The sequence below is a fragment of the Halorussus caseinilyticus genome, from assembly GCF_029338395.1.
GTDB lineage: Archaea > Halobacteriota > Halobacteria > Halobacteriales > Haladaptataceae > Halorussus > Halorussus caseinilyticus.
Genome location: NZ_CP119810.1, coordinates 89,862 through 103,355 on the forward strand (window position 1 = coordinate 89,862; position 13,494 = coordinate 103,355).

The 13,494-nt window shown below is 65.3% G+C and carries 16 protein-coding genes; 9 read left to right on the top strand and 7 right to left on the bottom strand.

All coding sequences use genetic code 11. The features are described from left to right. Window positions 1-184: 184 nt before the first annotated feature. On the bottom strand, window positions 185-349 hold the full coding sequence (locus tag P2T60_RS18000) for a hypothetical protein (RefSeq protein WP_276282500.1): 165 nt from the start codon (window positions 347-349) through the stop codon (window positions 185-187). Between the two features lie 399 nt (window positions 350-748). Between P2T60_RS18000 and P2T60_RS18005 the strand changes: the two genes are divergently transcribed. From P2T60_RS18005 to P2T60_RS18015, 3 genes are all read left to right on the top strand, one after another. Next, window positions 749-1,129, top strand: a complete 381-nt coding sequence (locus tag P2T60_RS18005) for a TFIIB-type zinc ribbon-containing protein (protein WP_276282501.1) — start codon at window positions 749-751, stop codon at window positions 1,127-1,129. A gap of 372 nt (window positions 1,130-1,501) precedes the next feature. After that, window positions 1,502-2,314, top strand: coding sequence for a mycofactocin-coupled SDR family oxidoreductase (locus P2T60_RS18010; RefSeq protein WP_276282502.1), 813 nt, complete (start codon window positions 1,502-1,504; stop codon window positions 2,312-2,314). Between the two features lie 6 nt (window positions 2,315-2,320). Then, the gene (locus tag P2T60_RS18015) at window positions 2,321-3,496 is read left to right on the top strand and encodes an AI-2E family transporter (protein WP_276282503.1); all 1,176 of its coding nucleotides are present in this window, start codon (window positions 2,321-2,323) and stop codon (window positions 3,494-3,496) included. A 246-nt stretch (window positions 3,497-3,742) separates the two neighbouring features. Here the strand turns inward: P2T60_RS18015 and P2T60_RS18020 are convergent, their stop codons facing one another. Both P2T60_RS18020 and P2T60_RS18025 read right to left on the bottom strand, forming a co-directional pair. Next, the gene (locus P2T60_RS18020) at window positions 3,743-4,186 is read right to left on the bottom strand and encodes a hypothetical protein (RefSeq protein WP_276282504.1); all 444 of its coding nucleotides are present in this window, start codon (window positions 4,184-4,186) and stop codon (window positions 3,743-3,745) included. Between the two features lie 74 nt (window positions 4,187-4,260). After that, on the bottom strand, window positions 4,261-4,596 hold the full coding sequence (locus tag P2T60_RS18025) for a hypothetical protein (RefSeq protein ID WP_276282505.1): 336 nt from the start codon (window positions 4,594-4,596) through the stop codon (window positions 4,261-4,263). Window positions 4,597-4,868: 272 nt separating this feature from the next. Here P2T60_RS18025 and P2T60_RS18030 point away from each other — a divergent pair, with 272 nt between their 5' ends. Further along, window positions 4,869-5,537, top strand: coding sequence for a GNAT family N-acetyltransferase (locus P2T60_RS18030; protein WP_276282506.1), 669 nt, complete (start codon window positions 4,869-4,871; stop codon window positions 5,535-5,537). Between the two features lie 84 nt (window positions 5,538-5,621). Here P2T60_RS18030 and P2T60_RS18035 read toward each other — a convergent pair whose 3' ends face one another. Then, on the bottom strand, window positions 5,622-6,260 hold the full coding sequence (locus P2T60_RS18035; RefSeq protein WP_276282507.1) for a metal-dependent hydrolase: 639 nt from the start codon (window positions 6,258-6,260) through the stop codon (window positions 5,622-5,624). A 130-nt stretch (window positions 6,261-6,390) separates the two neighbouring features. Between P2T60_RS18035 and P2T60_RS18040 the strand changes: the two genes are divergently transcribed. Beyond that, window positions 6,391-7,035 (top strand): cyclase family protein, encoded by a 645-nt coding sequence (locus P2T60_RS18040; RefSeq protein ID WP_276282508.1) that lies wholly within the window; start codon window positions 6,391-6,393, stop codon window positions 7,033-7,035. Window positions 7,036-7,048: 13 nt separating this feature from the next. Here P2T60_RS18040 and P2T60_RS18045 read toward each other — a convergent pair whose 3' ends face one another. Continuing rightward, window positions 7,049-7,279: a recombinase zinc ribbon domain-containing protein gene (locus P2T60_RS18045; protein ID WP_276282509.1), complete on the bottom strand. Its 231-nt coding sequence runs from the start codon at window positions 7,277-7,279 to the stop codon at window positions 7,049-7,051. A gap of 172 nt (window positions 7,280-7,451) precedes the next feature. Continuing rightward, the gene (locus P2T60_RS18050; RefSeq protein WP_276282510.1) at window positions 7,452-8,288 is read right to left on the bottom strand and encodes an ArsR/SmtB family transcription factor; all 837 of its coding nucleotides are present in this window, start codon (window positions 8,286-8,288) and stop codon (window positions 7,452-7,454) included. 129 nt (window positions 8,289-8,417) lie between these two features. On the opposite strand from P2T60_RS18050, the gene P2T60_RS18055 reads away from it, so the two are divergent. The 4 genes from P2T60_RS18055 to P2T60_RS18070 all read left to right on the top strand — a co-directional run bounded on the left by P2T60_RS18055 (window position 8,418) and on the right by P2T60_RS18070 (window position 12,113). After that, window positions 8,418-9,530, top strand: coding sequence for a FecCD family ABC transporter permease (locus P2T60_RS18055; protein ID WP_276282511.1), 1,113 nt, complete (start codon window positions 8,418-8,420; stop codon window positions 9,528-9,530). Beyond that, window positions 9,527-10,330 (top strand): ABC transporter ATP-binding protein, encoded by an 804-nt coding sequence (locus tag P2T60_RS18060; RefSeq protein WP_276282512.1) that lies wholly within the window; start codon window positions 9,527-9,529, stop codon window positions 10,328-10,330. Before P2T60_RS18055 ends, P2T60_RS18060 begins: the two co-directional genes overlap by 4 nt. Before the next feature lie 83 nt (window positions 10,331-10,413). Further along, window positions 10,414-11,619, top strand: coding sequence for an ABC transporter substrate-binding protein (locus P2T60_RS18065; RefSeq protein WP_276282513.1), 1,206 nt, complete (start codon window positions 10,414-10,416; stop codon window positions 11,617-11,619). A gap of 116 nt (window positions 11,620-11,735) precedes the next feature. Next, window positions 11,736-12,113, top strand: coding sequence for a cupin domain-containing protein (locus P2T60_RS18070; protein ID WP_276282514.1), 378 nt, complete (start codon window positions 11,736-11,738; stop codon window positions 12,111-12,113). A 13-nt stretch (window positions 12,114-12,126) separates the two neighbouring features. On the opposite strand, the gene P2T60_RS18075 is transcribed toward P2T60_RS18070, so the two are convergent. Further along, window positions 12,127-13,395, bottom strand: coding sequence for a M24 family metallopeptidase (locus tag P2T60_RS18075; RefSeq protein ID WP_276282607.1), 1,269 nt, complete (start codon window positions 13,393-13,395; stop codon window positions 12,127-12,129). Window positions 13,396-13,494 lie beyond the last annotated feature (99 nt).

The window sequence follows — 13,494 nt, forward strand, 5'->3', positions numbered from 1 at the left end:
CGATTTCGGGTGCCGACCGGTCGGCGACTTCGAAGTCGTAGCGCGCGACTCGGACCCCAGCGACCGTCTCGCGCGCGCGCACGTCCACCCCGGCGGCGCGTGAGAACCGACACGTCGCGGTCCGGGGTGTCTCGCTCTCGGAGACGGCGACTCGACCGGCGACGGTGGACGTGGAGTCCGTCCTCTACGAGAACCGGTGGGTCGCTGGGTCGCCCTCGGCGTAGCCGTTCGCTTGGACCGCAGTCGTCAGGACCATCGCCGTCTCGAACACCGACGAGAGAACGTGCGAATCGACCAGCCATCGGGCGGTCTGGTCCACGTCGCGGTCCAACCAGAAGGCGTTGACCATGACGCCTCTTGGAGTTGAAGGGAGTTACCGACGTTGGCGAGGAGCGAGGCGAAGTGAACGGAGTCACGACGAAGAACGTTTCAAAAGCCCCCGTCCGCTCACGGTCGCTCAGCAGGATATTTCGCACGCGCAGTTCTGCGGTGCGAAATAGTGGCCGTGCTGAGACGACCACGTAAACGCGAGCGGGCGGCCCCTTTCGAGTCCACCCGAACGAGGGAATTGCCCGTCAGTTTATAGTTTTGACCAGTCGAGTAGGGCGCGTGAGGTGGACCCCCGGTCGAGCGGTGAACTCGAAGAGGACTCGGATGGCCATCTGCTCCGGGCGTCTCTCTTCCTCTCGGTGGCCGGGTGCGAACACTCTCGAAGTAATTATATACGTAGGGACATGACTGCGCTATCATGGCACATGGACGCGGACTCGACTGTTTGCAATGTGGTACCAAACTGTCACAGCGACAGGAACATGGCGTGACGATAGATTATTGTGAAAACTGTGGCGGCGTGTGGCTCGACCCCGGCGAGTTGAACGCGCTGACCGGCGGCAAGAAACACCACAAAAAGCACCACAAACACCACGACATCGACGTAGACGACGCTTTCGAGGAGGATGAGGAGTACGAGGAAGAAGCGTACGAGGAGGAGGAAGAAGGGGGTGGAATCCTCGGAACTATCGCGGACGCGCTCGGTGGCGGCGAAGAAGAAGACGGCTGGGGCGAAGAAGAGGGATTCGAAGAGGAAGAAGACTGGGGCGGAGAAGCGGAGTTCGAAGAGGACTTCTGAGCGCGAGAACTCCGGGAGATTTCAGGTACACGCGTGAGCCCGGTCCCGTCCTCATCGGAGTCGGCAGTAGCTATCTCCGCCGCTCACAGAAATACAATTATTTCTCTATAAATAAATAAAATTTTTAACCATATATTTAGGAATGATAAGAAACGAATCTCAAATATTTCTCCCGGCGGGGGCGGCAACGAGACGGACGGCGAGGGCGGTAACTGACCGCAATCGCCGAACGCGAACGCTTTTTTCCGGGCCGGTACGCGAAACGACTGCTATCGACGCCCACGACGCCCGGCAGTCCGAGCGACGGCGGCGCGCCCGACGAGTCGGCGAACAGCGTTTTACCCGTCGGACCCGTGACTCTGTAGGAGAACAATGGCGGAGTACGATTTCGACGGCCGGGTCGCGTTCGTGACGGGTGGCGCGCGCGGGCAGGGTCGCTCGCACGCCCTGCGGTACGCCGAGAACGGCGCGGACGTGGCGTGTGCCGACATCTGCGAGACGACCGACGAATCGGCCTACGAACTCGGCGACGAGACCGAACTGGACGAGACGGTCCGGAAGGTCGAAGACCGCGGCCAGTCGGCGCTCGGCGTCCAGATGGACGTGGCAGACGAGAGGGAAGTCGAGGCGGGCGTCGAACGTGCCGTCTCGGAGTTCGGCCGCATCGACTTCCTCGCCAACAACGCCGGGGTCGCGCCCGTCTCGGGCCTGATGGAGTTAGACGAACAGACGTGGGACCACGCGCTCGACGTGAATTTGAAGGGGAGGTGGCTCTGCGCGAAACACGTCGGCCAGCACATGATAGACCGCGGCGAGGGCGGGCGCATCGTCAACACCCCTTCGACCGCCGGGATGGTCGCCTCGCCGGGTCTGGGCCACTACACCGCCGCGAAGCACGGCGTCCTCGGTCTGACCAAGACGCTGGCGATGGAGTTGGCTCCGCACGACGTGACGGTCAACGCGGTGTGTCCGACCGCCGTGGACACGCCGACGACCGGCGGCATCGTCGAATCCATCGGCGAGGAGATGGCCGAAGTCGCCGAGCAGTCCGGCCCGGACAACGTGTTGGGCGAAATCGTCCAACCCGAGGACGTGAGCGCGGCGTTCGTGTGGCTGTCGAGCGACGACGCCCGCTTCGTCACCGGCATCGCGCTCCCGGTGGCCGCGGGCGCGACGGCAATCTGACCCACCGTGAACTGGAACGACTTCATCGACCGCGACCGGAACCGCATCGCGTGGTGGCTCTACCTGCTCGCGCTCGCCCTCGGCGTGGTCTACGTCGGCTACTCCTTCGTCGGGATGTTCGTACTCGGCGTGTTCCTCTACTACGCCTCGCGGCCAATCTGCGAGCGCGTCGGCGCACACGTCGATAGGGACGGCGTGGCGGCGGCGCTGACGCTGTTAGGTATCGTGACTCCCATCCTCGTCGTCGTCGGCTACGTCCTCGTGGCGGGCCTCCGAGACGCCGCCTCGCTGTCGGGGACGCCGGGGAGTATCCTCGCGCCGCTGTTGAACGTCGAGAGTCTGAGTACGAACCAGCAGGACCTCGTGAACACGCTGTTGAACAACCCCCAGCAGGTCCAGTCGGTCGATACCGGCCGGATTCGCCAGTTGGCGAACGCCGTCCTGTCGGCGCTCGGGGCGGTGGTGGGGCTTGCCGTCCTGCTATCGCTGTCGTTCGGGTTCGCGTTCTTCCTCCTGCGGGACGACGACCGAATCGCGGCGTGGTTCCGCGACGAGATAGCGCCGAAGGGGACGACGGGCCACGCCTACGCCCACGCCGTGGACGACGAACTAGAGACGGTGTTCTACGGCAACGTCCTGTTCGTGTTCACGATGGCGATTCTGTCGGCGGTCGTCTACTACGGGTTCAACTTCGTCGCGCCGCCCGCGCTGACCATCCCGTTCGCCGTCCTGCTGGCGCTGTTGACCGGGGTCGCCAGTCTCGTCCCCCTCGTGGTCGGGAAAATCGTCTACGTCCCGCTGGTCGGGTACCTCGCGTGGGTCGCCGCGGGACAGGGCGGCCCGGCGATGATTTACCCTATCGGCCTGCTGGTGGTTTCGTTTCTCGTACTCGACATCCTTCCACAGACGTTCCTCCAGCCCTACATCTCGGGCAACCAGATTCACATGGGCGTCATGATGTTCGCGTACATCCTCGGCCCGATGCTGTTCGGGTGGTACGGCTTCTTCCTGCTCCCGCTGTTTTTCGTGCTGGTGATTCAGGCGGTCCGCATCGTCGTGACCGACCTGATTCACGGCGAGGAACTCACGCCCGACGTGGACGCCGCCCCGTCGCTCGGCAAGCGCGACTTGGGTCAGAGCGGCGAGGACGACGGCGACGAGTCGGCGTCAACGTCGTCGTGAGCGTCTAGTAAGGAGAGGAGAGGAGAAGACAAAGAAGCTAGCGACAGGCTTGAGCCAATCAGACCGCAACCGCACCGCACGGCACCGCCACCGCGGGCCACACCCTCCCCAACCGACTCCCTCACTCGTACCCGTCGGGTACTCGTTCGCTCGTCCCTCGCGCGGGTCGGCGCGACCACGAGGGTCGCGCCAGCGCGCGCCGGTGGTTTTTGGGTCGTCTCGGTTCTGCAGGTCGTCGCTCGGTCCTCACGCGGTCTCTTCCTCCGAGGAATCGTCGCCCGCGTCCTCGGCCAGCAGGGGTTCGAGCGCGTCGTAGAACGCCGCGGGGTCGGCCGGGAACACCGAAATCGGCTTGGGTCGCCCGGCGACCTTGATTCGGGCCTTCCCGCGCTTGCGGTAGGTCCAGTAGAGACTGACCGCGCCGAACGCCGCGAACCCGAGACCGAGCGCCGCGTTTCGCCGGGTGGAGTACAACCCCCATCCGACGAGGACCGCGCTCAGGACGGCGAGGAAGTAGTCGAAGTCCTCTACCGTCACCTCCGCCACGTCGTCCAGCGAGACGCTGGTGAGTTCGTCGTCGGCGGCGACGAGCAGGCGGTCGTCGGTCAGCGCGACCGACCCGCCGGTCCGCAGGGCCAGTCGCTCGCGCACGGTCTCGTCGTCGGCGAGCGCGTCGGACGGAGCAGACATCGGGCGGGAGTTGTCGGCGCAGGGTCGAAAAAGGGTCGGTTCGGGGGCCGGGAGAGTAGCGAGGCGCGCAGTCGTCAGTCGAGCAAATCGCGGTAGGCCGGGTGGACCCACGCGTACTCGACGGCGGTCAGGCCCTCGCGCACGTCCTCGTTTCGCGCCAGCGTCTCGGCCTCGTGCTGTCGCACGCCGTCCTCGTCGAACGGCATGACCGACGCGAAGACGCCCTCGTAGTGGTAGACAGCGCGCTCGCCGCCTTCTTCCAGTCCGACGAGCGAGTACGCGCCGTTGTTCCGGCGAATCAGGTGTGCGGCCTTCAGGTACACGTCGGCACCGCCCTGCTCGCGGGCGATGGCCGCACAGAGCCTGTCGAAGATTTCGGTGTTCGCGGCGGGCGGGACTGAACTGGCCATGTGCGTGTACTCGACCGGAGAACTAAAGCGGTGAGCCAAGCGTAGTGAAACTGAAAGTAGTCGCTCGCGGGCGTCCGCGTCGCTCCGACGGGCGTCGAAACTGGTCAGTATCGTACGAACACGTAGATTGATAACTGCCCGGACCGAGTTACGAACGCAGACCTGACTGGTAGTCAGTGTCTGGCGTCCTGGGCCCGTATCCCATCATCACTACACCCAAACTGGCTTTCGACGGTTCGTGTACCCCGAACCGTCTTCGGACGCCGCGGTCGGTGTCGGATTCCGTCGCGGGCCGAAGCACACATCCCTCCAGCGGACGTACCGGATGCGTGTTCCCCGAGGAAATCGAGACCGAGCGCCTGCGGTTCGTCCGTCTCTGCCGGGAGAACGTGCCGACGGCGGAACTCTACCGATACATGCGCGCCGGGGCACCCCACATGGCCGAGGTCAGCGAGTACGTCATGTGGGACCCCCACGAGACGCCGAAAGACACCCACGACTACCTCGCCGACGTGGAAGAGCAGTGGGACGACCGGGGACAGGCCACCTACGCTATCTTTCCGCGCGACGACGCGGACCCGTCCGGCGACGACGCCGAACTCGCGGGCACGACCAACCTCCACTTCGATTGGGAACGTCGCTCGGCCGAGTTGGGAATCTGGCTCCGCAGGCCGTTCTGGGGCCGTGGATACTCCGGCGAACGCGCGGCGGCGATGCTGGAACTCGCGTTTGACCGCCTCGACCTCGAACTCGTCGGCGCGTCCCATCAGGACGGCAACGAGCGGTCCCGACGCGCCATCGAGAAGTACGTCGGACGGTTCGGCGGCCAACACGACGGCGTTCTCCGGAACTTCGTGCCGTCCGACGACGAGGTTCGGGACCTCCACCGTTACACCGTCTCGAAGGAGCAATACAGGGAAGCGGTAGAAAAAGATAAATAATTTCTATACAACGATTTAGATATTCTTCAGCAATATTTTTAATTCTGAAAGTTCGTCGGCGGTGGTGGCGGCCACGTTCGACGGTCAGTCGCCCGGTTCGCCCCGCGGCGTCGGGTCGGTTCCGTCCCGGAACCGCTCGGGGAGGCGGGTGTGGACCGCGGCGGGAGCGAGCGGAACCAGTCGCTCGACCAGCGCCGCGAGGTGCTTGCGCGCCAGCGCGTACCCCGTCGAGACCAGCAGGACCGCGCCGACGAAGGTGCGGACCGGGCCGTCGTAGGCCACCAGCGCCGGGGCACCGAACGCCACCGCGACGAGCAAGTCCTCGGGCGCACCGTCGTAGCGGACCCACCGACGCGGCGGGACCCACCGACCGTTGAAGTGGTCGTACACCGCGCGTTCGGACCGGGCCTGCCACGGCTTGAGTTCCAGACCGCCGCCGAGAACGTCCATCAGCGAGTGGGCCGCGGCACCCGCGAGGAACACCGCGAACGCGACGGTGGCCGCGCCGGGGAGCGCGACGGCGAGGGCGACCGCCGGGACCGCGGCGACGGCGTAGTACACCGGATAGTGGAGCGTCCGGCGGTGGCCCGCGTAGAGGTCTAGGTCGGGGAAGACGCTCCCGACGACGCCAGCGACGAGGGCGACGGGCGCGAACTCGGGCGCGACGCCCACCGCGGCGCTGGCGAGGACGACACCGAACAGGGCGTGGGTGGTCGCCATCATGTATCCGAGGGGTAGGATACAGGAAGTATAAAGGCGTGCCGTGTCAGGCGGTACCTACCCGCTCGGTCTCGCCTTCCCGCGGCAGACCGAAAACCCAACACCGTTTGCCGCCGGGCGACAACACAACGGCGTGCCTACCTGCGACCTCACCCACCCGCTGGACGAGACGACCACCGTCTACCCCGGCGACCCCGCCGTCGAGCGCACGCCGTCGGCGACTCACGACGCCGACGGCTATCGCGTGACGGAACTCCGCCTCGGCACTCACACGGGGACTCACCTCGACGCGCCGAGTCACACCGAACCCGACGGGAAGAGTCTGGACGCCTTCGACCCGGGGACGTTCGCGTTCGACGCGCGCGTCGTGGACTGCTCGGAGTCGGAAGCGCGCGAGACCATCGGCCCGGAGGCGGTCCCGGACGACGCGGACATCGAGATGCTGGTCTTCCGGACCGGGTGGGACGACCATTGGGGGACCGACCGCTACTACGACCACCCGTACCTCGCCTCGGAGACTGCGGCGGCGTGCGCCGAGCGAGGCTATCACGTCGGCATCGACGCGCTGAGTCCGGACCCGTCGCCGAGCGCGACCGGTTCGGAGGCGGGAGAAGAACCCGGCGGCGTGCCCGCCCACCGGGAACTGCTCGGGAGCGACCTGCTCGTTCTCGAAAACCTGACGGCTCTGGGCGACCCGCCAGCGCGATTCGAACTCAGGGCGTACCCGCTCGCGCTGGCGGCGGACGGGTCGCCCGTCAGGGCCGTCGCGGTGTGGTAGACCGCGGGCCGACTCAGTGTGTCGATGGAAGCACGTCTTTCACCGGATAGAGGTCCTCGTGGATGCCCTCCGCGTCGCAGTCGTCGGCCGGACATCGGTAGTACCAACCGTCGTCGGTCGCTTCGGAGGCCTGAAATCGCTCGCCGCATCGACCGCAGAACAGTAGCGAGTCGAAGTCGTCGGCCACGGTGGAAAGGTCTACGTCGTCAGTGCTAGTCTCTCGACTCTCGAGCAGTTGTTCCATACTGCTATTTATTGCGGCATCGTATTAAAGACCCACCGTTTTTCCACACGTCCGAGAGACGTTCCGGAAAATTTAGCTCCGAAATTCCGGAACCAAAATTCTCGGGGGAGACCCCCGACAGGGGCCACTCGTCGCTCGCGCAGTCGGCGGTTGCGGCGTCACTCTCGCGGCGTCACCGCTCGCGCAGATACCGCGCGACTCCAAGCGCGAGCAGAACGACCACACCGCCCGCGAAGAAGACCAGTCCCGGCGGGAGACTGCTCGCCGCGGCACCGCCCGACTCGGCGACGGTCGTGGTGGACCGCGCGGCCTCCTCGGTGACGAGTCGGGTGGTCTCGGCCGCCGATTGGGTCGTCTCCGCGACGGTCCGGGTTGCTTGCGCCGCGGTCTCCGTCGCTCTCTCGACTGGTTCGGGCGCTTCGGTCCCGGACGTGTCGCCGTTCGGTCCGTCGCTCGCGCCGGGGGCGCTCGCGTCCTCCACCGTGGTCGTGTCTTCGGCCGCCGTCGTCCCGGCCGCGGCGTCGTCGCCCTGCCACGACAGGTCGGTATCGAGTACCCCGCCCGCGCCCGGACTGCCGAAGAGTCGCTGGACGAGCAGACTCGACAGGCCCAGAACTCCGAGCGCACCGAGCAGTCTGGAGAGCGCCGATTCGACGCCCGGCGCGTCGTCGTCGCTCCCGGCGACGACGACCAGTGGTTTCGCGACGGGCGCGTACACTTTCATCTCGCGGCCCTTCTCGGAGTAGACCGTATCCGCGACTTCCACGAGGTCGGCGTCGGTCAACTTGTCGAGGTGATACCGGGCGTTCTGGATGGAGGTGTCGGCTTCGTCGGCGAGGGTGGAGGGGGTCGCGGGGTCGTCGTACAGCACCCCGAGAATTTCGCGGGCGGTCTCCGACTGGAGGGCGGCGAGCAAGTCGTCGGCGTCGTCGCTGTCTACGCCGACGACCCGTGGCTCACCCCCGTCTCCGGCCGAAGAGTCGGGACTGGAGGGCAGCAGGTCGGCCATATCGACTCGTTGTGGTCGGCCGTGATATAATTTTGTCCGTGTCGAACCGGCAGGATTGGGTATCGAGAGGTCGGTCCGAAACAGTATCGAAACCGCTTTCCGTTGGTTTAGGGTACCCTAAAACAGAGAATGGCGAGTGACACCGGTAGGAAGAGGCGGACACCGGCCGAATCCGGCCGGTTCGGGTGGATAGACGGGTCGCTCGCCACGGTCGTCCTCGGAAGCGTGGCCGTGGTCGTCGTGGCGGGACTCGCACAGGTGAGTTACGGGACCTATTCGATGACGCTGGTCGGGGCGTGGCACGCGGTGTTCGACCCGGCCGTCGTCTTCGACCTCCGAGTGTGGCGGGCGTTCCTGCTCGGCGGCGAACTGCCCGAGATGAGCCAGCGGAGCCTCGTCGTCTGGAACATCCGCTTCCCGCGGGTCGTCGTCGCGACGCTGGTCGGTACGAATCTGGCAATCTCGGGGGCCATCTTTCAGGCCGTGACCCGGAACGAACTCGCCAGTCCCTACGTCCTCGGGGTGAGTTCCGGGGCGGGTCTCGCAGTCTTGCTCACGCTGGTCGTGTTCTCGGGACTCGCGCCCTTCCTCCCGATTCTGGCCTCGCTCGGCGGCGCGACGGCCTTCCTGCTCGTCTACGCCATCGCGTGGAAGGGCGGGACGAGTCCGGTCCGACTCGTCCTCGCGGGCGTCATCGTCAGCACCGTCTTCTGGTCGCTCCAGCGCGGCCTGTTCTATCTGGCCGACGACCTCGGAGTCGTCCAGTCGGCCATCGCGTGGACCACCGGGTCGCTCACGGGCGTCGATTGGGAACAGGTCCGCATCGCGCTCCCGTGGACCGCGCTCTCGGTCGTCCTCGCGTTCGCGGGCGCGAGGCAGTTGAACGTTCTCCTGCTCGGCGAACGCACCGCGAGGTCGCTCGGCATGTCGGTCGAGAAGGTCCGGTTCGCGCTCGCTGGCGTGGCGGTCCTCGCGGCCAGCGCCGCCATCTCGGTCGCTGGCGTCGTGAGTTTCGTCGGACTCGTCGTCCCCCACATGGTCCGGACGCTGGTCGGGAGCGACTACAAGCGCCTGATGGTCGGGTGCATCTTCGCGGGTCCGGCGCTCGTGGTCCTCGCCGACGTGGGCGCGCGACTCGCGCTTGCTCCGACCCAGATTCCGGTCGGCGTCGTGACCGGACTCGTCGGCGGGCCGTACTTCCTCTATCTGATGCGCCGACAGCAGGAGATGGGTGAACTATGAGCCACGACGCCGAGAGCGCGCTGTTCGCGGAGGACCTCGCGGTCGGCTATCCGACCACCGAGGAACCGGTCGTGGAGTGTTCGCGCCTCGACGTTCCCGAGGGCGAAATCACCGCGCTGGTCGGCCCGAACGGGAGCGGCAAGAGTACCATGCTCAAGGCCCTCTCGAACCACCTCGACCCGGAGCAGGGCGTCGTCGCGCTCAACGGCCGGGAAATAGACGAGTACGGCGGTAAGGAACTCGCCCGCGAACTCGGTCACCTCTCCCAAGAGAACGACTCGCCCGAGAGCATCACTGTCGAGGAACTGGTCTATCACGGCCGGTACCCCCACCGAGGATTCTTCGACTCGGTGTCCGACGAGGACCACGAGGCCGTCGAGCGGGCAATCGACCTCGCGGGCGTGGCCGACCTCAGAGACCGGGAGGTCGCCGCGCTGAGCGGCGGCCAGAAGCAGTTGGTGTGGATAGCGATGGTGCTGGCCCAAGAGACCGACGTGCTGTTGCTCGACGAACCGACGACGTTCCTCGACCTCCACCACCAACTCCGGGTGCTGGAGACGGTCAGACGCCTCAACGACGAGGAGGGCGTCACCGTCGCGGTGGTCCTCCACGACCTCTCGCAGGCGGTCCGGTTTGCCGACTACCTCGTTGCCATGGACGACGGCGAAATCTACGACTGGGGACCGCCCGGAGAAGTCGTGACCGAGCAACTGCTCGCGGACGTGTTCGGCGTCGAAGCCACGGTCACGCAGTCGTCCGACCTCCGAATCCACCCCAAGCGGGCGCTCTCGGACGAGTAGTTCGGAGCGAAATCGACAGAGGACCGGGAGTTAGGCCGACCTAAATCGAAGTGCCTTTGTATTTTTAGGGCGGCCTAAAAGATATGGCAGAAGGAACTGACGAGACGCGGCGCAGATTTATCAAGGGCAGTCTGGGCGTAGCGACCGGCCTCGCGCTCGCTGGTTGTACCGGCGATTCGGGCGGCGAAAGCACCGAAACGACCACCGAGACGACTTCGGCCGAGACGACGGCCGACGGGACGACGACCGACGAAACCACGACCGAAGACGCGAGCGGCGAGTCCTACACCGTCTCGATGGTCCCCGTCGGCGACGTGACCTTCGAGTCGGTGCCCGAGAAGTGGGAAACCTACTTCCCCGGCTACGCCGACATGGGGGTCGCGCTCGGCCAAGCAGACGGTCTCTCGGCGGTCGGGTCGAAGTCCCGGTTCTACACCTCCTACTACGACGAGTTGGACGGCGTGTCGCTGGACAAAGGGAGCGTGGTCGAACTCGTCGGCGACAACGGCATCGACAAGGAAGTCTACTACGAACTCGACAACGACGTTCACCTCACCGACCCCAAGTGGTTGGTCAGCAACTCCTTCTTCGGACTCCAGCAGAAGGACGTGGACCAAATCGTAGAGCAGGTCGGTCCCTTCGTCGGCAACACCATCTTCCGCCGGACCGACAAGTGGCACGACTACCGCTACTACACGATGTACGAGGCCTTCGAGAAGGTCGCGGAAGTCTTCCAGAAGAAAGACCAGTACGAGGCGTTCAAGTCGTTCCACGACTCGTACCTCGCCGACGTGAAGGGGAACCTTCCGGCCGCGAAACAGCGACCGAACGGCCTGCTCTGTTTCGCCGCCAGCGACGAACCCGAGAAGTTCTCGCCGTATCGCATCGACGGGAAGGGCGCGAACAAGAAGCACTTCCACGACCTCGGGGTCTCCGACGCCCTCGAAGGCACCGACGTACAGGGCCTGAGCGAATCCAACCGCGGGAAGATAGACTACGAGACCCTGCTCCAAGTCGACCCCGACGCCCTGTTCGTTCGGGGCCACGAGACCAAGACCCGCGAGGAGTTCCAAAACACCGTGGTCTCGTTCATGAAGGACCACAACGTCGCCAGCCAACTCACCGCCGTCGAGAACGACGACGTGTACCGCGGCGGTCCCATCTATCAGGGACCGATTCAGAACCTCTTCCTGACCGAGCGATTCGCCACGCTCCTCTACCCCGACACCTTCTCGGGCGAACTGTTCGACCGCGGCAAACTCTCGAACATCGTCGCCGGGGAGTTCTGAGCGGTCCCGGTCCTCCGACTTCGGCCCTCCGCTTCGTTCGCTCGTTCTCCGGCCTCTCGCCCGCCTTTTCCTCTTCGCCCTCTTCCTTTTTGCCGTTCGGCGTCGAATCGCCGACGATGTACGAGAAGACCAGTCTCGCGGACGTAGACCCACGCGACGTGGAGGGTATCGAACCGGATTTGAAGGCCGTGGGCTACCAACTCCGTCCGGCGAAGATGCGCCCGAGCGTCTGGGAGTTCGAGGCGGGCGAGACCAACAACTGGCACCGCCAAGACGAGCAAGAAGAGTTGTACTACGTGCTGGACGGGTCGTTTCTCGTGACCGTCGAAAGCGAGGACGGCGAGCGCGAAACCTTCGAACTCGGTGCAGACGACGTGACCGTGATTCCGCCCGAGACGTGGCGGCAGTTCGAGGCCCAAGCAGACGGCCGGATGCTCGTCGTCGGCGCGCCGAACGCGAAGGACGACGCGATTACCGAGGAGGAGTCGTCGTAGGACCGCGGTCCGCTCAGTGGTCGATAGTCGTAATCTCCTCGACGGGCCACTGGCTCAGAATCTCGACGCCGTTCTCGCGGACGACCACCATCTCCTCGACGCGGACGCCCTGATTCTCGGCGGGTTGCATCGTCTCGACGGCCATCGTCATCCCCTCCTCGATTTCGATGGGATGGTCGGGGGAGATGCCCCGCCAAATCATCGGAACCTCGTAGAGTTGGAGACCCAGACCGTGCGCCCAGTGGTTGGTGGTCATCTCCCAGTACTCGTCGGCGTCGTACCAGTCCATGTGTTCGCCCTCCCTGTCGGGGAAGCCCTTGCAGATTTCATCCGTGGTCGCGCCGGGTTCGATGCGCTCTAGCACGTCGTAGAGGTCGTCTCGGGCCTTCTCGTAGGCGTCCTGCTGGGCCTGCGTGGGTTCGCCCATGCTGAAGGTCCGGTAGTAACAGGAGCGATAGCCCATGAAGCCGATGTTGTAGAAGTCAGCGTACACGAGGTCTCCCGGCCGAATCACGCGGTCGGTGGTGTTGGCCTGATGTTTGGGCCACGTGTTCGGTCCGGAGGTGCAGTAGCCCCCCTGAACCATCGCGCCGAGTCGCCAGAGTTCCTTGGTCGCCTCGCCCCACACCTCCGACTCGCGCATACCGGGCTTTGCGGTCTCCTTGATGCGCTGGAATCCGGCCTCACAGATTGCCGCGACCTGCCGCAGGCACTCGATTTCGTCGCGGGTCTTGACCTTCCGGGCGTCCTCCATCACCTGCGCGCACTCGCCGGGGCGGACATCGACGCCGCGCTCCTCGAACTTTCCGACGAGGGCTTGATTGCCCACGTCGATTCCCATCGGTTCCTTCTTGACGCCGTACTCGTCCATCGCCGAGACCACGAGGTCGGCCATCTTGCCCTTCAGCCAATCGCGGGCGGAGTTCCGGCCGGACGCCCGCGGGACGTTACCGAGTCCGGGCGCGGCGTACCGAATGTCGTCCAACCACGGGCAGTTGAACCGCTGGTTGCTCGCGTGGTCGGCGGTGTCCCAGTGAACCACGTCGCCATCCTCGGTGAGCAGGGTGTAGTGGTCGGCACCGCTCCCGCCGGTCATGGCGAGTCCGGTGACGTACCGGACGTTGGGGTCGTCGATGAGGAGCATGCTCCCGAGTTCGGTCTCCTGCAAGCGTTCGAGCGCGCGCTCCTTGCGCTCGCGGCGCATGCGCTGGAAGTCGATTCGCTCCTCCCAATCGACGCCCATCGTGCCGCGCGTGCCTTCCATGAAATCGCGCTGATACAGACCCATGTCTTCGGGATTGTCCGGGTTTCACCATTAAACTGACCATCGAGTAGAGTCGGGAGAAACGACGACCCACAGCGTCAAACATATTATTACTTA

Excerpts from the sequence above, each read along its gene's own strand:
- P2T60_RS18000 (WP_276282500.1), bottom strand. The coding sequence starts at position 349 with ATGGTCAACGCCTTCTGGTTGGACCGCGACGTGGACCAGACCGCCCGA.
- P2T60_RS18005 (WP_276282501.1), top strand. The coding sequence starts at position 749 with ATGGCACATGGACGCGGACTCGACTGTTTGCAATGTGGTACCAAACTG.
- P2T60_RS18010 (WP_276282502.1), top strand. The coding sequence starts at position 1,502 with ATGGCGGAGTACGATTTCGACGGCCGGGTCGCGTTCGTGACGGGTGGC.
- P2T60_RS18020 (WP_276282504.1), bottom strand. The coding sequence starts at position 4,186 with ATGTCTGCTCCGTCCGACGCGCTCGCCGACGACGAGACCGTGCGCGAG.
- P2T60_RS18025 (WP_276282505.1), bottom strand. The coding sequence starts at position 4,596 with ATGGCCAGTTCAGTCCCGCCCGCCGCGAACACCGAAATCTTCGACAGG.
- P2T60_RS18035 (WP_276282507.1), bottom strand. The coding sequence starts at position 6,260 with ATGATGGCGACCACCCACGCCCTGTTCGGTGTCGTCCTCGCCAGCGCC.
- P2T60_RS18045 (WP_276282509.1), bottom strand. The coding sequence starts at position 7,279 with ATGGAACAACTGCTCGAGAGTCGAGAGACTAGCACTGACGACGTAGAC.
- P2T60_RS18050 (WP_276282510.1), bottom strand. The coding sequence starts at position 8,288 with ATGGCCGACCTGCTGCCCTCCAGTCCCGACTCTTCGGCCGGAGACGGG.
- P2T60_RS18055 (WP_276282511.1), top strand. The coding sequence starts at position 8,418 with ATGGCGAGTGACACCGGTAGGAAGAGGCGGACACCGGCCGAATCCGGC.
- P2T60_RS18060 (WP_276282512.1), top strand. The coding sequence starts at position 9,527 with ATGAGCCACGACGCCGAGAGCGCGCTGTTCGCGGAGGACCTCGCGGTC.
- P2T60_RS18065 (WP_276282513.1), top strand. The coding sequence starts at position 10,414 with ATGGCAGAAGGAACTGACGAGACGCGGCGCAGATTTATCAAGGGCAGT.
- P2T60_RS18070 (WP_276282514.1), top strand. The coding sequence starts at position 11,736 with ATGTACGAGAAGACCAGTCTCGCGGACGTAGACCCACGCGACGTGGAG.